This window comes from Stenotrophomonas sp. 8(2023) (assembly GCF_030345295.1).
GTDB classification, from domain to species: Bacteria; Pseudomonadota; Gammaproteobacteria; order Xanthomonadales; family Xanthomonadaceae; genus Stenotrophomonas; species Stenotrophomonas muris.
In genome coordinates this window covers 4,132,026-4,152,583 of sequence record NZ_CP128404.1, presented here as the reverse complement: position 1 = coordinate 4,152,583, position 20,558 = coordinate 4,132,026, and the positions used below count along the sequence as shown (strand labels likewise).

Here is a 20,558-nt window from a genome sequence, read left to right as displayed (position 1 = left end):
ACCTCACTGCCTCTGACGGAACCCTTGCCACTGCCGGCCAGCGGCCGGCACTACCGGTTCTGCGTGGCTTCCTCTTCCCGCGCCGGTTCCGGCGGCGGAAGCTGTTCCTCGGCAGCCGGCTCGTTGCCCGGCAGGCTGGGACGGGTTTCCATCAGCAGCGACAGCGCCGCCTTGGCCATCATGTGGGCGCTGATCGGCGCGGTGATGAACAGGAATACGGTGATCAGCAGCTCGCGCGGCTGCGGGTCCTGGCCCAGGAAGATGTGGTAGCAGACCGAGCACACCAGCACGCAGCCCACGCCCAGCGTGCTGGCCTTGGTCGGCGCGTGCAGGCGCTTGAAGAACGTGGACAGCTTCACCAGCCCCAGTGCGCCGACCAGGATGAAGAAGCAGCCGAACAGCAGCAGGATCGACAGGCCGATCTGGATCGCGGTGATCATTCGACGATGTCCCGGCGCAGCACGAACTTACTCAGCACCACGGTGCTGCCGAAGCCGAGCATGGCGATGACCAGTGCGGCTTCGAAGTAGATCGCGGAGTTGAGGTACATGCCGAACAGCATCAGCTCGGCAATGGCGGTCACCGACAACGTGTCCAGTGCGAGGATGCGGTCGGGCACGGTCGGTCCGCGCAGCAGGCGCCAGGTGGCCAGCAGCATGGCCAGGCCGACCACGTGCATGCACACCACCAGCGTGGTCTGGATGATCTGGAATCCAGTCATGGGAAGATCTCCATCAACGGCGCCTCGTAGCGGCGCTTGATCGTATCGATCAGGTCCTGTGGGTCCTCCAGGTGCAGCACGTGCACCAGCAGGAACTTGCGGTCGTCGCTGAGCGCGGCCGAGACCGTGCCCGGGGTCAGCGTGATCATGCTGGTCAGCGCCGCGATGCCGTGGATGTTGGCGATGTCCAGCGGCAGCCAGATGAAACCGGGGTGAATCTTCTTCTCCGGGCCCAGCACCTGCAGGGCCACGCGGATGTTGGACATCAGGATGTCCCACAGGGTCACGCATACCAGCTTGGGCAGCGGCCGCAACGTGCCGATGCGCGCGAACTCGCGGTCCAGGCGTGCGGCGAACAGCGGCACCACCACGCCCAGCACCAGCCCCAGCACGATCTGGCCGAGGGTGAAGCTGTCGGACATCAGCAGCCAGAATGCCACCACCATGATGCTGAGCATCGGCGAGGGAATCAGGCGACGGAACAGGGAGCGCTGGGCGGTCATGGCTGGCGGATCTCCGGTGCGGTCGCGCGCAGCTGCTGCACGTACTCGCTGGGTTGCAGCAGCTGTGCGGCGGTGGCGTCGGTGTAGCGCATCAACGGTGCAGCGGCCAGCGTCATCCCGATGCCGTAGGCCAGCAACAGGCAGGCGGCGTAGAGCTCCACCCGGCGCAGAGGAGCCTTGCGCGGCTTCGGCGCCTCCGGATCGACAGGCGGCACGCGCCAGAACAGGCGGATGCCGCCGCGGGTCAGGCCCATGATCACCAGCAGGCTGCTGACCAGCACCGCGGTCCAGACCGGAGCGGTGTACTGCGCCGGCATGCCGGCCAGCAGTGCGGCCTTGGCCAGGAAACCGGACAGCGGTGGCAGGCCGGCCACCGACACCGCGCCGATCAGGAACAGCACGGCGGGTGTCTCCTTGCCCGGCATCGGCGCGACCACTTCCTTGCGGTCGCTGGCACCGCCGCGACGACGGCGGATCAGGTCGGCGATCAGGAACAGCGCGGCGGCGACGAAGCTGCTGTGCGGCAGGTAGTACAGGCCGGCCGACAGCACCTGCGGTGTGCCGACCGAGAAGGCGATGAACAGCGTGGCTGCCGACACGATCACCAGGTAGGAGATCAGCACGCGCAGGCGGGTCGCGGCGAGGGCGCCCAGGCCGCCCAGCACCAGCGTCGCCACACCGGCCCACAGCAGCCAGTCACGGCCGTAGCCGGCCATCGCGCCGGCATCGTCGCCGAACCACAGCATCTGGATGCGCAGCACCGAGTACAGGCCGACCTTGGTCATGATCGCGAACAGCGCAGCCACCGCCGCCGGTGCGCGCGAATAAGCTTCCGGCAGCCACAGGTACAGCGGCATCAGGGCGGCCTTGGCGCAGAACACCAGCAGCAACAGGCCCATCGTCGCCTTCACCAGGGTCAGCTGCGCCGGCGGTACCTCGGCGATGCGCTGCGACAGCTCGGCCATGTTCAGCGAACCCAGCGTGGCGTACAGCAGGCCCAGCGCGATCAGGAACAGGGTCGAGGCGGTGACGTTGAACACCACGTAGTGCAGGCCGATGCGCATGCGCAGGCCACGGCCACCACTGAGCAGCAGGCCGTAGGAGGCGATCAGCATCACCTCGAAGAACACGAACAGGTTGAAGATGTCGCCGGTCAGGAACGCACCGTTGAGGCCGACCAGCTGGAACTGGAACAGCGCATGGAAGTGCGGTGCGCGGCGGTCCCAGCCCGAACAGGCGTGCAGCAGGCAGGGAATGGCCAGCAGCAGGGTGGTCAGCAGCATCCACGCCGACAGCCGGTCGGCCACCAGCGCGATGCCCAGCCGCGACGGCCAGTCGCCCAGCAGGTAGACGTTGATATCACCGCCCGCGGTCGACGCGAACAGCAGGCCCACCGCCAGCGCCAGCGCCGACAGCGCGGTCCAGGCCACCGCGCGCTGCACCCTGGGGCCATAGCGGCGGTGTTCGACGAACAGCGACAGTGCCGCACCCAGCAGCGGAATCAGGATCGGCAGGATCACCAGATGGTTCATGCGCGGTCCTCGCCCTGGCGTGGCGGCACGCGCTCATCCTGCAGGTCGTCATCCGGCTCGTGGGCGTCCACATGGTCGCTGTGGTTGTCGCTGCGGCTGCGCATGGCCAGCACGATGCTCACCGCGGTCATCGCGAAGGCGATCACGATCGCGGTCAACACCAGCGCCTGCGGCAGCGGGTCGGTGTAGTTGCCCAGGTGGCTGTCCACGCCTTCCTGCAGTACCGGCGCCTTGCCCAGCACCACGCGGCCACCGGCGAAGATCAGCAGGTTGGTCGCATAGGACAGGAAGGTCATGCCGAGGATCACATCGAAGCTGCGCGCACGCAGCAGCAGGTAGATGCCGATGGCGGTCAGCACGCCGATCGCGGTAGCCAGGGCCAGTTCCATCAGTGCATCTCCCCGGTGCGTGCCGAGCGGCGTTGCAGGTCGATCTCACCCTTGCGGGCGGTACGGGTACGCGATGGCTTGATCGTGCCCATCATCGACAGCATCAGCATGGCACCGCCGAACACCACCAGATAGACGCCGATGTCAAAACCAATCGCACTGGCCAGCGGCACGTCGCCGATCAGCGGCAGGTGCAGGTCGAGGTGGCCGCTGGTCAGGAACGGCACGCCGAACAGCATCGACGCGCTGCCGCTGAGCAGGGCGATCAGCAGGCCCATGCCGATGCAGCGGATGTAGTCGAAGCCGAAGCGCGACTCCACCGACGCAGTGCCCTGGATCACGTACTGGATCAGCAGCGGCACCGCCAGCACCAGGCCGGCGATGAAGCCGCCACCCGGCGCGTTGTGGCCGCGCAGGAACAGGAAGATCGACACGGTCAGGGTCAGCGGGAACATGATCTGGGCCAGGTCGGCCGGCACCGGCAGCTTGATCGGCGGGCCGGGCATGATCTGCTCCGGCGCCATCCGCGTGCGCCGCAGCAGGGCATGCACCACCAGCGCGGCGATGCCGAACACGGTGATCTCGCCGAAGGTATCGAAGCCGCGGAAGTCGACCAGGATCACGTTGACCACGTTCTGGCCATAGGCCTCGGGCAGGGCACGGGCGAGCAGCTCGCCGGCCATGGTGTTCGGCGGCAGGGTCATCGCGGAATAGGCCAAGGCGCCAAGTCCAGCACCGGCGATGATCGCGATCACCGCGTCACGGCGCTTGCGCCAGCGCGGCCGCTCCGGCCCGGACTGCGCAGGCAGGTAGTTCATGCCCAGCAGCATCAGCACCAGGGTCACCATCTCCACCAGCAGCTGGGTCAGGGCCAGGTCCGGCGCGGACAGGAACACGAAGGTCAGCGCCACCATCAGGCCGACGCCGCCGACCAGCAGCACCGCCAGCAGGCGCTGCTTGTAGATACGCAGGGTAGCCACCGCGCAGGCCATCATCACCAGCCACAGCGCCCAGCCCAGCAGCGGGATCGGCTGTGGCCTGGTCCAGTTCGGCGAGGCGGGGTTGGCCACGAACGGCGCGGCGGCGGCCACGATCGCCACCAGCACCAGGCCCAGCAGCATGCGCTGAAGGCTGCCGTTGGCGATGCCGTTGGTCAGGCGCATGGCCAGTGCGGAGATCGCGTCCAGCTGCGCATGGAACACATTGCGGCCAGTGCTGACGTTGGTCACGGCGTGCAGGTTGATCAGCTTGCGCAGGCCGAAGTACAGCGCCACGCCGCCGATCACGCCGATCGCGCTCATCGCCAGCGGCAGGTTGAAGCCGTGCCATACCGCCAGGCTGTACTCGGGCATGGCGTCGCCGAGGATCGAGGCCGCAGCGGCGTGCAGCACCGGCGCTACGGTCAGTGCCGGTGCCACGCCCACCGCCACGCAGATCACCACCAGCAGTTCCACCGGCACCTTCATCCAGCGCGGCGGTTCGTGGGGCACGCGGTCCAGGTCGTGCGGGCCGGGGCCGAAGAAGGTGTCGTGCACGAAGCGCAGGCTGTACGCCACCCCGAATACGCCCGCCAGCAACGCTGCGATCGACACCGCCGTGCGCATGATTCCCGGGCCGCCGGCCGTGATCGCTTCGGCGAACAGCATTTCCTTGGACAGGAAGCCATTGAGCAGGGGGATGCCAGCCATCGCCAGCGAGGCGATGATCGCCAGCGCGCTGGTGAACGGCATCAGCCTGCGCAGGCCTCCCAGCTTGCGCATGTCTCGGGTACCGGTCTCGTGGTCGATGATGCCGGCGGCCATGAACAGCGAGGCCTTGAAGGTGGCGTGGTTGAGGATGTGGAACACGCCGGCCACCACCGCCATCGGCGTGGACAGGCCGAACAGCAGGGTGATCAGGCCCAGGTGGGAAATGGTCGAGTACGCCAGCAGGCCCTTCAGGTCATGCTGGAAGATCGCATTCCAGGCGCCGATCAGCAGGGTCAGTGCGCCGATGCCGCTGACCGTGTAGAAGAACAGGTCGCTGCCGGCCAGTGCCGGATGCAGGCGCGCCAGCAGGAACACGCCGGCCTTCACCATGGTGGCCGAGTGCAGGTAGGCCGAGACCGGGGTCGGCGCCGCCATCGCGTGCGGCAGCCAGAAGTGGAACGGGAACTGCGCGCTCTTGGTGAAGATGCCGGCCAGTACCAGGAACAGGGCGTAGGGGTACAGCGCGCTGGCGCGGATCTGCTCGCCAGCGGCCAGCACCACGTCCAGGTCGAAGCTGCCGACGATGCGGCCGATCAGCAGCACGCCACCGAGCAGGGCCAGGCCACCGCCACCGGTGATCACCAGCGCCATGCGTGCGCCTTCGCGGGCGTCCTGGCGGTGCGACCAGAAGCCGATCAGCAGGAACGAACTGATGCTGGTCATTTCCCAGAAGATCATCAGCAACAGCAGGTTGCCCGACAGCACCATGCCCAGCATGGCGCCCATGAACAGCAGCAGGTAGCAGTAGAAGCGGTGCGCGTTGTCCTGCTGGCTCAGGTAGTAGCGCGCATACAGCACCACCAGCGCGCCGATGCCGAGCACCAGCCCGGCGAACATCCAGGCCAGCCCGTCCAGTCGCAGGGTGAAGTCCAGCCCGAGCTGCGGCAGCCAGGGCACCAGGGTGCGGACCACCTGGCCATCGAGCACCGACGGGGTCAGCCAGCCGAGGATGGCCAGCCCGCCCAACGGCGCCAGCGCCGCCAGCCAGGCAGCAGTCGAGCGCGAACTACGGGGGAAGGCCGCAACAGCCGCTGCCATCAGGAACGGCAGGGCCAGCAGCAGGGGCAGGCTGGGGAGCATGCAGGGAATCCATGATTCACGAGCAGGTCAGGGAGGATAACAGGCTGCGAAATGTCGCCGAAACCCATCGAACAGCGATCAATTGCATGTAACGTTCGCTGATTCATTTTTTCTGCGATGCAACATCACATTCCTGCATCCCTTCCCTGGCTGCCCTCGGGGGACACCCTACGCCCACGCAGGGAGACCGCAGGCCCTGTCGCACAGGGGCTGCCGTCGACGGGCGGGCAATGGGGAGCGGATCACCGGCGCAGGCTGGCAGGGCTCCCGTGGACTACGGGTGACGGAATCCGCCCGTTCAGGAAACGACGGCCGCTGTCGGCCGCCGCCAGGTCAGTAGCGCCAGTCCAGCTTGCGGTAGAACTTGGCCATCACCCAGGCCGGGCCGATCAGCAGGTAGGTCAGGTCGGTCAGGAAGCTGGGCTTGCGGCCCTCGAATTTGTGGCCGATGAACTGCGCGATCCAGGCCACCACGAACACGCCCACCGCCAGCCAGCGCAGGGCCTGCAGGCCGATCTCGGCCTCCAGCAGCCGGCACAGGCAGCCGAACACGAAGAACTGGATGAGCATGCCGATGCCCAGCGGGCGCGACAGCTTGTTGTAGAAGCACCACGCGCTGAACATCGCCAACGCCGACCAGATGCCGTACTGGAACCAGGTGATCAGCGGCGGCAGGCACCACAGCAGGGCCACCACCGACCACAGGATCGCCGGGACCGCCACCACGTGGATGCGCTGGTTGATCACATTGCGGTGGTCGTCGGAGTAGCTGGCGAAATAGCGGTCGATCGGCCGCGCAAGCTGGGTGGATGTCTGCATGCTGCGTCGCTTCCTCGGGCAACGGTAGTGCCGGCCGCTGGCCGGCACTCCAGAGCATAGCCGAGTTCGCGAGGTTGCCGGCCAGCGGCCGGCACTACCGCGATCAGAGCGCCCCCCGCCTTTCCGGCCGGGGGGACGCGGGGGGATCAGTCGACGCTGATCCCGGCCAGGCGCTGCAGCGCCTCGGCGTACTTGGCGCGGGTGCGCTCGATGATCTCGGCCGGGATGCTCGGGCCCGGGGCGGTCTTGCCCCAGTCCAGCGTCTCCAGGTAATCGCGCACGAACTGCTTGTCGTAGCTCGGCGGGCTGGTGCCCACTTCGTATTCGTCGGCCGGCCAGTAACGGGAGGAATCCGGCGTCAGCATCTCGTCCATGATGTACAGGCGGCCATCGGCGTCGGTACCGAACTCGAACTTGGTATCGGCCAGGATGATGCCGCGCTCGCGGGCGTAATCGGCCGCGAACTTGTAGATGCGCAGGGTGGCGTCGCGCACGCGCTCGGCCAGTTCCGCACCGACCTGCTTCACCATCGCATCGAAATCGATGTTCTCGTCATGGTCGCCGACGGCGGCCTTGGTCGAGGGGGTGAAGATCGGCTCCGGCAGCTGCTCGGCCTGGCGCAGGCCGTCGGGCAGGTCGATGCCGCTGACCTTGCCGGTGCGCTGGTAGTCCTTCCAGCCGCTGCCGATCAGGTAGCCGCGGGCGATCGCTTCCACCGGCACCGGCTTCAGCTTGCGGGTGACCACCGCACGCTTGGCGTACAGGGCTGGGTCCACGCCTCCGGGCAGCACGCTGGCCACGTCGATGCCGGTCAGGTGGTTGGGCATCAGGTGCGCGGTCTTGGCGAACCAGAAGTTGGAGACCTGGCAGAGCATCTCGCCCTTGCCCGGAATCGGGTCAGGCAGGACCACGTCGAACGCCGACAGGCGATCGGTGGCGACCATCAGCAGGTACTCGCCCGGCGGGGTTCCGGCTGGCAGCCGCTCGCGCGGGATATCGAACACATCACGCACCTTGCCGCGATGGCGCAAGGGCAGGCCGGGGAGATCGGATTGCAACAGCGTGGTTGGCACGGGCACTCCTGGGGCGTTGTCGATACGGCTGCTGCCCAACGGACCCGGCGGGCCCGCTGACCAGCGGGCGGCCTAGTGTAAAGCGGTCCGGGCCCGCTGTGACGTAAAATGAGCGTCCATTTCGTCGGTCGACCCCGGAGCGCCATGCGCTGGTACGGAAAACTGCTCGGATTCATCGCCGGCGCCCTGCTGTTCCGGCCCAATCCGCTGTTCGGCGCGGTGGTCGGCCTGTTGATCGGCCACGCCTTCGATTCGGACTGGTTCCGCCTGAACAAGGAGAACCCGTACCGGGAGCTGGGGCTGACCTCCGAGGCCACCGATGCCGAGGTCGAGCGCGCCTACCGCAAGCTGATCTCGCAGTACCACCCCGACAAGCTGGGCGGTGCCGCCGCCGAGCTGCAGCAGCAGGCCGAGCAGAAGTCGCGGCGGATCAATGCCGCCTACGACCGCATCAAGACCCTGCGCAAGCGCTGATTCCAGAGTCCCGCCTGCGGGCGGGAGAACCTTTTCCCCGTTCCGAAGGCCCCGGCCATGTCCAACTGCCTCATCGCCCCCTCCATCCTGTCCGCCAACTTCGCCCGCCTCGGCGAGGAAGTCGACAACGTCCTCGCCGCTGGCGCGGACTGGGTCCACTTCGACGTGATGGACAACCACTACGTGCCGAACCTGACCATCGGCCCGATGGTCTGCCAGGCGCTGCGCAAGCATGGCGTCACCGCGCCGATCGACGTGCACCTGATGGTCGAGCCGGTGGATCGCATCATCCCGGACTTCGCCGAGGCCGGTGCCACCTACATCAGCTTCCACCCGGAGGCGAGCCGCCACGTGCACCGCACCATCCAGCTGATCCGCTCGCTGGGCTGCAAGCCGGGCATCGTGCTCAATCCGGCCACTCCGGTGGACATCCTCGACTGGGTGCTGGATGACCTGGACCTGGTGCTGCTGATGTCGGTCAACCCGGGCTTCGGCGGCCAGGCCTTCATCCCCTCGGCGCTGGACAAGCTGCGCGTGGTGCGCAAGATGATCGATGCCAGCGGCAAGGACATCCGCCTGGAGATCGATGGCGGCGTGAAGGCCGACAACATCGGCGAGATCGCTGCTGCCGGCGCCGACACCTTCGTCGCCGGTTCGGCCATCTTCAACGCCAGGACCAGCTACCAGGATGTGATCGCGCAGATGCGCGCCAACGTCGCTGCGGCACGCTGACAAAAAGGGGACGGAGGCGATTAAGCTCGCCTGATCCCCTCCGTCCCCTTTTCCGCCCATGGCACTGTTGAACATCCGCCCGGCCACCGTCGCCGATGCGGGATTGATCCTGCATTTCATCCGCGAGCTGGCCATCTACGAGAAGGCCGAGCATTCGGTGCAGACCGATGAGATCGGCATCGCCGAGAGCCTGTTTGGTCCCGATGCCACGGCACGCGCACTGATCTGCGAAGCCGACGGCGAGGCCATCGGCTATGCGGTGTATTTCTACAACTATTCCACCTGGCTGGGCCGCAAGGGCATCTACCTGGAAGACCTCTACGTCAGCCAGGAAAAGCGCGGTGCGGGCGCCGGCAAGGCACTGCTGAAGTACATCGCGCGCCAGGCCGTGGCCGAGGGCTGCGGCCGTTTCGAATGGTCGGTGCTGGACTGGAACACCCCGGCCATCGAGTTCTACACCGCTGCCGGTGCCAAACCGCAGGACGAGTGGACCGTGTACCGGTTGCAGGGCCAGGCGCTGCACGATTTCGCCAACGGGTGAGATGACGTGCATCCACGCTTGGCGTGGATCTACTGCTGGGCAAAAAAAAAGCCACGCCAATCACTGGCGTGGCCTCGCTGCATGCGTGGGAGGCTGATCCTGCCTCCATCCATCGTCCCTGCTATGGCCTTCCATTCTCCAGCAACTGAATGACACCTGCGTGACATTCACCGCGGGCAAACAGCGCATTGCTAGCCTGTGCCACCCCCTCCTGGAAGTACCGCATGACCACCCCGCGCTGGCGCCTGATCCTCAATGGCAAATCCGCAGGCAACGAGGAACTGCGCGAGGCTGTCGGCCATTGGCGCGGGCAGGGCGTGCAGCTGGACGTGCGGGTGACCTGGGAGGACGGTGACGCCGAACGCTACGTGGCCGAGGCCATCGATCATGGCGTGGACGTGATCGTTGCCGCCGGTGGCGATGGCACGCTCAGCGCGGTGGCCGAAACCCTGGCGCATCGTGAGGAAGCGGCGGATGCGCTGCCCTCGCTGGCGCTGATCCCGATGGGGACCGCCAACGATTTCGCCACGGCTGCGGGTATTCCGACCGAGCCTGAGGGCGCGTTTGCGTTGATCGGACAAACCACGCCGCGTGCCATCGATCTGCTGCGCGTGGATGCCGATGGCACGCCCTGGTGGTGCGCCAACCTCGCCAGCGGTGGCTTCGGCACGCAGGTGACGGTGGAGACCGATGCCGGCCTGAAGAAGATGCTGGGCGGGCTGGCCTATGTGATCACCGGCATCGCCAAGCTGGGCCGCATCGAGCCGATCACCGCGCGGCTGTCCGGCCCGGATTTCGCGTGGGAAGGCGACTTCATCGCCCTGGGCATCGGCAATGGCCGGCAGGCCGGCGGTGGCCAGCAGTTGTGCCCGCAGGCCGTGATCGACGATGGGCTGCTGGATGTCACCGTGCTTCCGGAACTGGAAGGTGAGGTCACCGCCACGCTCGGCCAGATGCTGAAGTCGGGCACCCAGGCGGCGCTCGAACAGCTGGCCACGCGCGCGCGGCTGCCGTGGCTGCAGATCGACGCACCGAAGGCGCTGACCCTCAACCTGGACGGCGAACCGGTGCAGGCCCGCCAGTTCCGCATCGCGTGCGTGCCGGGCAGGGTGCGGATGCACCTGCCGACCGGATGCCCGTTGCTGGCCGGGTAGGGGGTAAAGTCGACTGTTGGTCGACTGCTTTTCGTTCCGACGGCGTAAAACCCCGCGCTACGCGCGCAAGTCGACCAACAGTCGACTCTACCGGTCCGCGTCGTTGGTTCCCGTGGCCGGCCCCGCCCGTCCCGTGGTTCAGTTTCCCAGGGTTCCCCTCCCGCCCCGGCTGCGATACAGTCAGGGGGTGTCCAGCCTGACGACCCCGCATACCCTTTCTTCCGCACGCCGTTGGTGGCGATGGTGGCCCGTTGCCGTCGTCCGCCCCCATAACGCTGTGTCCCGGAAGGAAAGTCGTCTTGAACTCGCACGCTCAGTTTCAGCAGCAGGCCGCTGAAGGCCACACCCATATTCCCGTCGTCCGTGAAGTGCTGTCCGACCTGGACACGCCGCTTTCGGTCTATCTGAAGCTCGCCGACGGCCCCAATACCTACCTGTTTGAATCCGTCGAAGGCGGCGAGCGCTTTGGTCGTTACTCGATCATCGGCCTGCCGGCGCGTCGCGTGTACGCCTTCCATGGCCACACGCTGACCGTGCGCGAAGACGGCCAGGTGGTGGACACCCGCGAAGTGGCCGACCCGTTCGCCGAGGTCGAGGCGCTGCGCAGCGCCCACTCGGTGCCGAAGCTGGAAGGCCTGCCGGGCTTCACCGGTGGCCTGGTCGGCTGGTTCGGTTTCGAGTGCATCGGTTACATCGAGCCGCGCCTGGCCCCGCCGGCCGGCCGCGATGAGCTGGGCACGCCGGACATCCTGCTGCTGGACTCCAACGAGCTGGCGGTGTTCGACAATCTCAAGGGCCGGCTGTACCTGATCGTGCACGCCGACCCGCGGGTCGAGGGCGCTTTCGAACAGGCGCAGGCGCGCCTGGATACCCTGACTGCGAAGCTGCGTGCACCGGGTGCCGGCTATCCGGCGCCGCTCAACAGCGACGTGCTGGACGAGTCCGACTTCGTCTCCGGTTTCACCCGCGAAGGGTTCGTCGATGCGGTCCAGCGCAGCAAGGAATACATCCGCGCCGGTGACATCTTCCAGGTGGTGCTCAGCCAGCGCCTGAGCGTGCCGTTCAAGGCGCGCCCGGTGGATGTGTACCGCGCGCTGCGTGCACTGAACCCGTCGCCGTACATGTACTTCCTGGATGTCGGCGACCTGCAGGTGGTCGGTTCATCGCCGGAAATCCTGGTACGCCTTCAGGATGGCGAAGTCACCGTGCGCCCGATCGCCGGCACCCGCCCGCGTGGCGCCACGCCCGAGCTGGACCTGGCGCTGGAAGCCGAGCTGTTGGCAGATCCGAAGGAACGCGCCGAGCACCTGATGCTGATCGACCTCGGCCGCAACGATGCCGGCCGCGTCTCGAAGGCAGGTACCGTGGAGGTGGGCGAGCAGTTCGTGATCGAACGCTACAGCCACGTGATGCACATCGTCAGCGAAGTGACCGGGCAGCTGCAGCCGGGCCTGAGCTATGCCGACGTGCTGCGTGCCACCTTCCCGGCCGGCACGGTCAGCGGCGCGCCGAAGATCCGCGCGCTGGAAGTGATCCGCGAGCTGGAACCGATCAAGCGCAATGTCTACGCCGGCAGCATCGGCTACATCGGCTGGCATGGCGATGCCGATACCGCGATCGCGATCCGCACCGCGGTGATCAAGGATGGCCGCCTGTACGTGCAGGCCGGTGCCGGCATCGTCTACGACTCGGACCCGGACAAGGAATGGGACGAGACGATGAACAAGGGCCGCGCGCTGTTCCGCGCCGTCGCCCAGGCCGCCAAGGGCCTGTGATCCTCCCCGTGCCGTGGCCTGCGCCGCGGCACCTTCCGCTGTTCCCATTCAAGACAAGGAGTACCGCATGAAGCTGCTGAGCGCATTGCTGTGGTCGTCACTGCTGGCCACGATGGCCCCGTCTGCGTGGGCGCAGGCCAACACGATTCCCTCGCAGCCGCACCTGCTGGTGAAGGGGCAGGGCAGCCGCACGGTGATGCCGGACCGGTTCGGCCTGCAGTTGAACATCGAAGAGACCGACATGGACGCCGACGCCGCGCGCCGCCGCGTGCAGGACAACGTTGCCCGCGTGCTGGCACTGTTCAAGCAGCACAAGGCGGTGGAGGGCAGCGTGCGTGCGGACAACCTGCGGATCGGCCCGGCCACGCGCTATGAGCAGAACCGGCAGGTCTTCATCGGTACCCGCGTATCGCGCCAACTGCGTGCCAGCTTCGCCAGCGTGAAGGCGATGCAGGATGTGCTGGGGGCGTTGAAGGCCAACGAGAACGTACAGGTGAGCAGCCTGGCGCCGACCTATTCGGGCGAAGTGGCGCTGCGCCGCGAACTCAAGGGCGAGGCAGCGGCCCAGACCCGCGAGTCCGCGCAGGGCCTGGCCAAGGCCTATGGAACAAGAGTGCGTGGCCTGTACAGCATCTCCGATGTGGCGCCGGACTTCGCCTACGGCATCCGGGCCGGGCAATGGCCGCAGCAGGGCGAGGACGGCGGGGACCTCGACAGGATCTCGGTGACCGGCAGCTACGCGCCCGCCTCCGCGCCCGCGCCCGCTGAGCCCGAATCCATTGAAGCCGGCCCCATCACCTACACCGAAAACGTGTACGCCATTTTCCTGATAAGCGACGGAACCTGACCATGTTGTGGATGATCGACAACTACGACAGCTTCACCTACAACCTCGTGCAGTACCTGCAGACGCTGGGCGCCGAGGTGAAGGTGGTGCGCAACGATGCGATGAGCGTGGACGAGATCGCCGCGCAGAAGCCCGAGCGCATTGTCATTTCGCCCGGCCCGTGCACGCCCAACGAAGCGGGCGTGTCGCTGGAGCTGATCCAGCGCCTGGGCCCGACCACGCCGATCCTCGGCGTGTGCCTGGGCCACCAGGGCATCGGCCAGGTCTACGGCGGCACGGTCATCCGTGCCGGCAACATCATGCACGGCAAGACCTCGCCGATCCGCCATGAAGGCAAGGGCGTGTTCGCCGGCCTGCCGGACCGCTACCAGGCCACCCGCTACCACTCGCTGGTGGTGGACAAGAACAGTCTGCCGGACTGCCTGGAAGTGACTGCCTGGACCGAGAACGACGACGGCTCGATCGAAGAGATCATGGGCCTGCGCCACCGCCAGTTCCCGGTGGAAGGCGTGCAGTTCCACCCCGAGTCCATCCTCACCGAACACGGCCACGCCCTGCTGCGCAATTTCCTGCAGCGTCCGGCGGCCTGATCCAAGGAGCATTCCCATGAGCTTCTCCCCCCAGGAAGCCCTGCATCGCACCATCGAACACCGCGAAATCTTTTTCGACGAAATGGTCGACCTGATGCGGCAGATCATGCGCGGCGACGTCTCGCCGATGATGACCGCGGCGATCCTGACCGGGCTGCGCGTGAAGAAGGAGACCGTGGACGAGATCGCCGCGGCGGCCACCGTGATGCGTGAATTCGCCCGGCCAGTGCCGGTGGCCGATACCTCCAACCTGGTTGATATCGTCGGTACCGGTGGCGATGGCTCGCACACGTTCAACATCTCCACCTGCTCGATGTTCGTCGCGGCCGCCGCCGGCGCGCGCGTGGCCAAGCATGGCAACCGCAGCGTGTCTTCCAAGTCCGGCAGTGCCGACGCGCTGGAAGCGCTGGGCGCGGTGATCGAACTGCAGCCGGATCAGGTGGCCGCCGCCATCGACCGGACCGGCATCGGTTTCATGTTCGCGCCGATCCACCATCCTTCGATGAAGGTCGTTGCGCCGGTACGCCGCGAGATGGGCGTGCGCACCATCTTCAACATCCTCGGCCCGCTGACCAATCCGGCCAGCGCGCCGTCGGTGCTGATGGGCGTGTTCCATCCCGATCTGGTGGGCATCCAGGCCCGCGTGCTGCGCGAGCTGGGCACCGAGCGCGCCATGGTGGTCTGGGGCCGCGACAACATGGACGAGATCTCGCTGGGTGCCGGCACGCTGGTGGGCGAACTGCGCGACGGCAAGGTGCGCGAGTTCGAGATCCACCCGGAGGACTTCGGCATCGCCATGTCGGCCAGCCGCAACCTGCGCGTGGACAGCCCGGAGCAGTCCATCCAGATGCTGCGCGCGGTACTGGACAACGAGCCCGGCCCGGCGCTGGACATCGTTGCGTTGAATGCCGGCGCCGCCCTGTACGTTGCCGGCGTGGCCAGCGACATCGGCGACGGCCTGGCCCGCGCCCGTGCCGCCATCGCCAACGGCAGTGCCCGCCAGCGCCTGCAGCAGTATGTTGAGACCACCCGCGCGTTGGTTGCCTGAGCGCGCGGTTCAGCCTGACCCCGTCGATGGCCGATAATGGCCGTCCTCACCGCCCCCGCACCGAACCGAAGACGATGAGCGACATCCTGCAGACGATCCTGGCCCGCAAGGCCGAAGAAGTGGCCCAGCGCCGCGCCCAGCGCCCGCTCGAGGCGCTGCAGGCCGCCGTGGCCAGCGCCCCGCCGGTACGTGGCTTTGTGCGCGCCTTGCAGGCGGCGGTGGCCAACGGCGATCCAGCGGTGATCGCCGAGGTGAAGAAGGCCAGCCCGTCCAAGGGCGTCATCCGCCCGGACTTCCGCCCGGCCGACATCGCCGTCAGCTACGAGTTCGGCGGCGCCAGCTGCCTGTCGGTGCTGACCGACGTGGACTTCTTCCAGGGCGCCGACGCCTACCTGCAGCAGGCGCGCGAGGCGTGCACGCTGCCGGTGCTGCGCAAGGACTTCGTCATCGACGCCTACCAGGTGTACGAGGCACGCGTGCTGGGCGCCGACTGCATCCTGCTGATCGTCGCCGCGCTGGACGACACCCAGCTGGCCACGCTGTCCGAACTGGCGCTGTCGCTGGGCATGGACGTGCTGGTGGAAGTGCACGACATCGACGAGCTGGAGCGTGCGCTGCAGGTGCCGGCGCCGATGATCGGCATCAACAACCGCAACCTGCGCACGTTCGAAGTGTCGCTGCAGACCACGCTGGACATGCAGAACGCGGTGCCGCGTGACCGCCTGCTGGTCACCGAGAGCGGCATCCTTGGCCCGCAGGACGTGGCGCTGATGCGTGACGCCGGCATCCATGCCTTCCTCGTCGGCGAAGCCTTCATGCGCGTGGAAGAGCCGGGCGAGGGCCTGCGTCAGCTATTCTTCGCGGCATGACAACGCACTATCCAACGCCGCGCGAGGATGCGCCGCTGGTGGTCTTCGACTTCGACCACACCCTGTACGACGGCGATTCGGGCACCCACCTGTTCGCCTCGCTGATCAAGCGCAACCCGCTGCGCATGCTGGCGGCGCTGCTGGTCACGCCGATCGCCGGGCCGATGGTGGCGATGCTGCCGACCCGTCGCGCGGGCATCTCGGTCTATGTGTGGATCGGCAGCTTCGGCCTGCACCGTGCGCGTGACTTCAACAAGGTGATCGACGCCTATGTGCTGCGCAACCAGGCGCAGATGCGCGCCAAGCTGCTGCCGCAGGCGCTGGAGGTGTTCGCCGCGCACCGCGCCAAGGGCGACCGCGTGGTGGTTGCCACAGGTGCGCCGCCGGAGCTGGCGCGCGCGATCCTGGCTTTCGTGGCCCACCAGGACGTACCGGTGATCGGCACCGAGGTCGGCCCACGGCTGGGCGGCGTCGGCCCGACCCGCCACTGCCACAATGAAGAGAAGATGCGCATGCTGCGTGAGCGCGGCTACGGCGACATCGATATCGCCTATTCCGACAGCACCGCCGACCTGCCGCTGCTGCTGGCAGCCAAGGCGCCGGTAGTGGTGAACCCGAAGCCGGGCCGGGTGGCGTTCTTCCGCCGCGTGCTGCCGGCGGGCACCCGCATCCTCAACTGGGGTTGCGTGGACCGCGGTGGCGACAAGGCCTGATCCCGCCGCACGGTGATGGATCTGCCGGCCAGCGGCCGGCACTACCCTTCTCCGTCGCGGTTGTGCCGGCGCTTCTCTGTCCCGGTAGTGCCGGCCGCTGGCCGGCAAACGCTCAGCGGTACAGGTGCCCGTACACCGCGTGGCCAATCTGGAACAGGCTGATCCCCAGCACCAGCACGCCGACGGCCACCAGCACCCAGCGCTCCTTCACCCGCTTGACCAGGATGGCGGCTACCGGCGCGGCCATCATGCCGCCGATCAGCAGGCCGGCGACGATCTGCAGGTGCTGCACCCCCATCGACAGCAGGAAGGTCGCCGACACCGTCAGCGTGACCACGAACTCCGCCGCATTGACCGTGCCGATCGTGGTGCGCGCCTGGCCACCCCGGGCGAGCAGGGTGGACGTGGCGATCGGCCCCCAGCCGCCGCCACCGCTGGCGTCGAGCAGGCCCGCGAAGAAGCCCAGCACCGGTACCCGGCGGATCTCGCCCTTGGGCATCCAGCGTCCGGCCGCGCGGGCGAGGATGATGATCGCCAGCACCAGCAGGTACAGGTAGATCAGTGGCCGGATGATCTCGCCCGGGATCTGCGTGAGCACGTACGCGCCCACGGCACCGCCCACCGCGCCAGGCAGGGCCAGGCGCAGGAACAGGCGCTTATCGACATTCCCGGCTGCGAGGTGCGACACACCCGAGGCGCCAGTGGTGAACACTTCAGCGGTGTGGATGCTGGCGCTGACCTGCGCCGGGGGCAGGCCCATGCTCAGCATCACCGACGAAGACACCAGGCCGAACGCCATGCCCAGCGCGCCGTCGACCAGCTGTGCGCCCAGGCCGATGAGGATGAACCACCAGAATTCGCTGCTCAGTTCCATGCCCCGAGCCTAGCGCGCGAAGGAGTGCGGACCAAGGTCCGCACCCACCGGGTGCTCAACGGTCAACGGGTGCCGTACAGCACCACGGTCTTGCCACGGGCATGCAGCAGGCCGTCGGTCTGCAGCTTCTTCAGCACGCGGCCGGCCATTTCCCGCGAGCAGCCGACCAGGCGTGCCAGCTCCTGGCGGGAGACGCGCAGCTGGCTGCCCTGCGGATGGCTCATCGCCTCCGGTTCCTGCGCCAGGTCGTGCAGGGTGCGCACGATCCGGTCGGTAACGTCCAGGAATGCCAGGCGGCTGGCCTTGCGGCTGGTGTCGAGCAGGCGCTTGGAGATCTGCTGGCCCAGCGCGTACAGCAGGCGCGGGGCGTCGGCCGACAGCGGGCCGAGGAACAGCTGATGCAGGCGCTCGTAGCTGATTTCAGCCAGCTCGCAGGCGGTACGGGTCCGCAGGATCACCTCGCGGCGGTCCGATTCGACGAACAGGCCCATCTCGCCGACGAACTCGCCGGCACCGAAGTAGCCCAGCACAAGCTCGCGATCGTCATCTTCCTCGGCCATGATCGAAACCGAGCCGCTGATGACGTAATACAGGGTTCCCGCCGGGTCACCGGGTCGGAAGACGTCGGTACGGGTGGGATATCGCCGCCTGTGGCTGTGCGCCAGGAAACGATCGATTGTGGCGATATCCAGGGCCAGTGGACTGCTAGCTAGGCGCACGGTTGACACGATAGGGGCGCTCCCTCTGCGCATGAACGGATTCACGGGGTCGATAGCGGAGCTTAACCAGCGCAATTGTTAAGGGCAAACAGTGTGCCAGAACTCTTGCGTCTTCACGTTCCCCCCGGGGGCAGTTTGCCCCATAATTCCCCCTTTCCCTTCTTACACAGGAATCGACCGCCGTGGTCAAGCCGTTGCCTCGCCTGAGGCTGCAGGGTTTCAACAACCTCACCAAGGCGCTGAGCTTCAACATCTATGACGTGTGTTACGCGCGCACCGAAGAGGAGCGTCAGCGTTACATTGAATACATCGATGAAGAGTACAACGCCGACAGGCTGACTCAAATCTTGACCGATGTCGCCGAGATCATCGGCGCCAACATCCTGAACGTGGCCCGCCAGGACTACGACCCGCAGGGTGCCTCGGTGACCATCCTGATCTCCGAAGAGCCGGTGATCGACAAGAAGCAGGCCGGCAAGGAACTGATTCCCGACGCCGTGGTCGCGCACATGGACAAGAGCCACATCACTGTCCATACCTACCCGGAAACCCATCCGCAGGAAGGCATCGCGACGTTCCGCGCGGACATCGACGTGGCCACCTGTGGCGTCATTTCGCCGCTGAAGGCCCTGAACTACCTGATCGAGAGCCTGGAATCGGACATCGTGATCATGGACTACCGTGTCCGTGGCTTCACCCGCGATGTGAAGGGCAAGAAGCATTACATCGATCACAAGATCAACTCGATCCAGAACTTCCTGGCCAAGAACATCAAGTCGCGTTACGAGATGTTCGACGTCAACGTCTACCAGGAAAACATCTTCCACACGAAGATGCACCTGAAGGACTTCGACCTGGACCAGTACCTGTTCGAGGAAAAGGCCAAGAACCTGTCGTTCAAGGAACGCATGAAGATCGAAGCGCTGCTCAAGCGCGAGATCGAAGAGCTGTTCCACGGCCGGAACCTGTCCGAGTAAGCCCCATGTGCGATGCCCGCAGGCATCGCCGCCCAGGCGGGACGACCCGCCCCGTGGAACCAGTGCCCCGCACGCGTTACAGTTCCACGGTGATGTACCGACCCACGGCCCGGTGTGAAAACACCGGGCCGTTTCGTTTTTCCCAAAAAGGTAAGGAGCCCCCACCCATGCCCTGGATCTATCTGCTGCTGGCCGGCCTGTTCGAGATCGGTTTCGCCCTCGGAATGAAGTACTCCGAAGGCTTCAGCAAACCCCTGCCCACCGTTGCCACGGTGGTGTCCGCCCTGATCAGCCTGTACCTGATGAGCCAGGCGATGAAGAGCATCCCGGTCGGCACCGCCTACGCGATCTGGACCGGCATCGGCGCCATGGGCGTGGCGGTGCTGGGCATCTATCTGTTCAACGACAGTGCGTCGCCGGCCCGCCTGGCCTGCGTGGGCCTGATCGTAGCCGGTGTGATCGGCCTGAAGCTGGTCTCGCCCAACTGATTGATGGCCCGACCAACGGTCGGGCCCCACCGTCGCCCCCCGCACCTCCTGGTAGGCCCGCACCGTTGGTGCGGGCGACCCTTCAAATGCGGTAGGCGATGGTCTTCATCACCCTGGAAGCCAGCGCCATCGCGCCCGGGATCGGGAACGGCAGGCGGCGTGCGCCGGCCTGTTCGGCGTGCTCCGCATGGCGGGCCTCGTCCTCCTTCATCACCTGGATGACCGCGCGGCTGCGCAGATCGCCGGCCGGCAGGTCGACCAGGTGCTCGTCCAGATGGGCTTCCACCTGGCGCTCGGTTTCAACCACGAAGCCCAGGTTCCAGCCGTCGCCGCGCAGACCCGCCAGGGTGCCGATGGTGTAGCTGCCGGCGTACCACAGCGGATTGAACAGGCTCGGGCGGCTGTCCAGTTCATCCAGCCGGGTCGCGCACCAGGCCAGGTGATCGGTCTCTTCCTGGGCCGCTTCCAGCAGGTGTTCACGGGTGGCCGGGTCGCGGGCCACGGCCGCCTGGCCGAAGTACAGGCCCTGTGCGCAGACCTCGCCGACATGGTTGATCCGCATCAGCCCCGCGGCGTGGCGGCGCTCGGCGCGGCCCATGCCCGGCTCGCCGGTGCCTGCGGCCGGGTAGGGGCGGGCCGCCGGAGGGTTGCCGAACACCGTGTCCAGGGCGCGCTGCGCCTCGGTCAGCAGGTGGTCCAGCGGGGTGGTCTGGCGGAGCACGGTCATGGCGGCACGCGGTGGGGCGGGAGACCCGCCGATTCTCGCCCGCCCCCGCTCCCCTGCCAACCCGGGGCAGGGCCAGCTTGCACCGAGGGCGTGACCTGCGTACAATCCCGCCTCTTGCGCTTCACCTTTCACAACGCGTGGCAGAGTTCCGGCGAGTCCTTCGCC

23 protein-coding genes are annotated in these 20,558 nt (G+C 67.0%); 12 read left to right on the top strand and 11 right to left on the bottom strand.

Annotated features, from left to right (window positions below):
- Window positions 1-50 precede the first annotated feature (50 nt).
- The 8 genes from QP609_RS19210 to QP609_RS19175 all read right to left on the bottom strand — a co-directional run bounded on the left by QP609_RS19210 (window position 51) and on the right by QP609_RS19175 (window position 7,865).
- Window positions 51-440, bottom strand: a complete 390-nt coding sequence (locus QP609_RS19210) for a Na+/H+ antiporter subunit G (protein WP_014648679.1) — start codon at window positions 438-440, stop codon at window positions 51-53.
- Window positions 437-721, bottom strand: a complete 285-nt coding sequence (locus QP609_RS19205; protein WP_006399171.1) for a K+/H+ antiporter subunit F — start codon at window positions 719-721, stop codon at window positions 437-439. The genes QP609_RS19210 and QP609_RS19205 overlap by 4 nt, the downstream gene beginning before the upstream one ends.
- Window positions 718-1,224, bottom strand: coding sequence for a Na+/H+ antiporter subunit E (locus tag QP609_RS19200; RefSeq protein ID WP_032957141.1), 507 nt, complete (start codon window positions 1,222-1,224; stop codon window positions 718-720). Before QP609_RS19200 ends, QP609_RS19205 begins: the two co-directional genes overlap by 4 nt.
- Window positions 1,221-2,756, bottom strand: a complete 1,536-nt coding sequence (locus QP609_RS19195) for a monovalent cation/H+ antiporter subunit D (RefSeq protein WP_053494952.1) — start codon at window positions 2,754-2,756, stop codon at window positions 1,221-1,223. Before QP609_RS19195 ends, QP609_RS19200 begins: the two co-directional genes overlap by 4 nt.
- Window positions 2,753-3,145 (bottom strand): Na+/H+ antiporter subunit C, encoded by a 393-nt coding sequence (locus QP609_RS19190; protein WP_005419863.1) that lies wholly within the window; start codon window positions 3,143-3,145, stop codon window positions 2,753-2,755. The genes QP609_RS19195 and QP609_RS19190 overlap by 4 nt, the downstream gene beginning before the upstream one ends.
- Complete coding sequence (locus QP609_RS19185) at window positions 3,145-5,973, bottom strand: monovalent cation/H+ antiporter subunit A (RefSeq protein ID WP_014648675.1); 2,829 nt, start codon at window positions 5,971-5,973, stop codon at window positions 3,145-3,147. Before QP609_RS19185 ends, QP609_RS19190 begins: the two co-directional genes overlap by 1 nt.
- A gap of 333 nt (window positions 5,974-6,306) precedes the next feature.
- A complete protein-coding gene (locus tag QP609_RS19180; protein ID WP_014648674.1) occupies window positions 6,307-6,792 on the bottom strand; it encodes an Mpo1-like protein in 486 nt (161 codons plus the stop codon).
- A 146-nt stretch (window positions 6,793-6,938) separates the two neighbouring features.
- The gene (locus QP609_RS19175; RefSeq protein WP_197621416.1) at window positions 6,939-7,865 is read right to left on the bottom strand and encodes a phosphoribosylaminoimidazolesuccinocarboxamide synthase; all 927 of its coding nucleotides are present in this window, start codon (window positions 7,863-7,865) and stop codon (window positions 6,939-6,941) included.
- Between the two features lie 144 nt (window positions 7,866-8,009).
- On the opposite strand from QP609_RS19175, the gene QP609_RS19170 reads away from it, so the two are divergent.
- The 10 genes from QP609_RS19170 to QP609_RS19125 all read left to right on the top strand — a co-directional run bounded on the left by QP609_RS19170 (window position 8,010) and on the right by QP609_RS19125 (window position 16,608).
- On the top strand, window positions 8,010-8,339 hold the full coding sequence (locus tag QP609_RS19170) for a DnaJ domain-containing protein (protein WP_171954949.1): 330 nt from the start codon (window positions 8,010-8,012) through the stop codon (window positions 8,337-8,339).
- Window positions 8,340-8,396: 57 nt separating this feature from the next.
- Entirely contained in the window at window positions 8,397-9,071 is a 675-nt protein-coding gene (gene rpe / locus QP609_RS19165; protein WP_040006972.1) for a ribulose-phosphate 3-epimerase, read from the top strand.
- 58 nt (window positions 9,072-9,129) lie between these two features.
- Window positions 9,130-9,612: a GNAT family N-acetyltransferase gene (locus QP609_RS19160; protein WP_046432872.1), complete on the top strand. Its 483-nt coding sequence runs from the start codon at window positions 9,130-9,132 to the stop codon at window positions 9,610-9,612.
- A gap of 224 nt (window positions 9,613-9,836) precedes the next feature.
- Window positions 9,837-10,766 carry a lipid kinase YegS gene (gene yegS / locus QP609_RS19155; protein ID WP_014648671.1) on the top strand — a complete coding sequence of 310 codons (930 nt, stop codon included), beginning with the start codon at window positions 9,837-9,839 and terminating at the stop codon, window positions 10,764-10,766.
- A 299-nt stretch (window positions 10,767-11,065) separates the two neighbouring features.
- The gene (gene trpE / locus QP609_RS19150; protein ID WP_197621415.1) at window positions 11,066-12,541 is read left to right on the top strand and encodes an anthranilate synthase component I; all 1,476 of its coding nucleotides are present in this window, start codon (window positions 11,066-11,068) and stop codon (window positions 12,539-12,541) included.
- A gap of 67 nt (window positions 12,542-12,608) precedes the next feature.
- The gene (locus tag QP609_RS19145; RefSeq protein WP_014648669.1) at window positions 12,609-13,388 is read left to right on the top strand and encodes an SIMPL domain-containing protein; all 780 of its coding nucleotides are present in this window, start codon (window positions 12,609-12,611) and stop codon (window positions 13,386-13,388) included.
- 2 nt (window positions 13,389-13,390) lie between these two features.
- Window positions 13,391-13,978, top strand: coding sequence for an aminodeoxychorismate/anthranilate synthase component II (locus QP609_RS19140; RefSeq protein WP_014648668.1), 588 nt, complete (start codon window positions 13,391-13,393; stop codon window positions 13,976-13,978).
- 16 nt (window positions 13,979-13,994) lie between these two features.
- Window positions 13,995-15,026 (top strand): anthranilate phosphoribosyltransferase, encoded by a 1,032-nt coding sequence (gene trpD, locus QP609_RS19135; protein WP_032960711.1) that lies wholly within the window; start codon window positions 13,995-13,997, stop codon window positions 15,024-15,026.
- A 74-nt stretch (window positions 15,027-15,100) separates the two neighbouring features.
- Window positions 15,101-15,895, top strand: coding sequence for an indole-3-glycerol phosphate synthase TrpC (gene trpC / locus QP609_RS19130; protein WP_008264665.1), 795 nt, complete (start codon window positions 15,101-15,103; stop codon window positions 15,893-15,895).
- The gene (locus QP609_RS19125; RefSeq protein WP_005419826.1) at window positions 15,892-16,608 is read left to right on the top strand and encodes a haloacid dehalogenase-like hydrolase; all 717 of its coding nucleotides are present in this window, start codon (window positions 15,892-15,894) and stop codon (window positions 16,606-16,608) included. The genes trpC and QP609_RS19125 overlap by 4 nt, the downstream gene beginning before the upstream one ends.
- 112 nt (window positions 16,609-16,720) lie before the next feature.
- Here the strand turns inward: QP609_RS19125 and QP609_RS19120 are convergent, their stop codons facing one another.
- Both QP609_RS19120 and crp read right to left on the bottom strand, forming a co-directional pair.
- The gene (locus tag QP609_RS19120; protein ID WP_010482650.1) at window positions 16,721-17,482 is read right to left on the bottom strand and encodes a sulfite exporter TauE/SafE family protein; all 762 of its coding nucleotides are present in this window, start codon (window positions 17,480-17,482) and stop codon (window positions 16,721-16,723) included.
- Window positions 17,483-17,544: 62 nt separating this feature from the next.
- Window positions 17,545-18,234, bottom strand: a complete 690-nt coding sequence (crp, locus tag QP609_RS19115; protein WP_010482649.1) for a cAMP-activated global transcriptional regulator CRP — start codon at window positions 18,232-18,234, stop codon at window positions 17,545-17,547.
- A gap of 149 nt (window positions 18,235-18,383) precedes the next feature.
- Here crp and speD point away from each other — a divergent pair, with 149 nt between their 5' ends.
- Together speD and sugE are read left to right on the top strand one after the other, a co-directional pair.
- The gene (gene speD, locus QP609_RS19110; protein WP_014648662.1) at window positions 18,384-19,178 is read left to right on the top strand and encodes an adenosylmethionine decarboxylase; all 795 of its coding nucleotides are present in this window, start codon (window positions 18,384-18,386) and stop codon (window positions 19,176-19,178) included.
- A gap of 167 nt (window positions 19,179-19,345) precedes the next feature.
- Window positions 19,346-19,666, top strand: a complete 321-nt coding sequence (sugE, locus tag QP609_RS19105) for a quaternary ammonium compound efflux SMR transporter SugE (RefSeq protein WP_005419816.1) — start codon at window positions 19,346-19,348, stop codon at window positions 19,664-19,666.
- 82 nt (window positions 19,667-19,748) lie between these two features.
- Here sugE and coq7 read toward each other — a convergent pair whose 3' ends face one another.
- On the bottom strand, window positions 19,749-20,393 hold the full coding sequence (gene coq7 / locus QP609_RS19100; RefSeq protein ID WP_049440046.1) for a 2-polyprenyl-3-methyl-6-methoxy-1,4-benzoquinone monooxygenase: 645 nt from the start codon (window positions 20,391-20,393) through the stop codon (window positions 19,749-19,751).
- Between the last annotated feature and the right edge of the window lie 165 nt (window positions 20,394-20,558).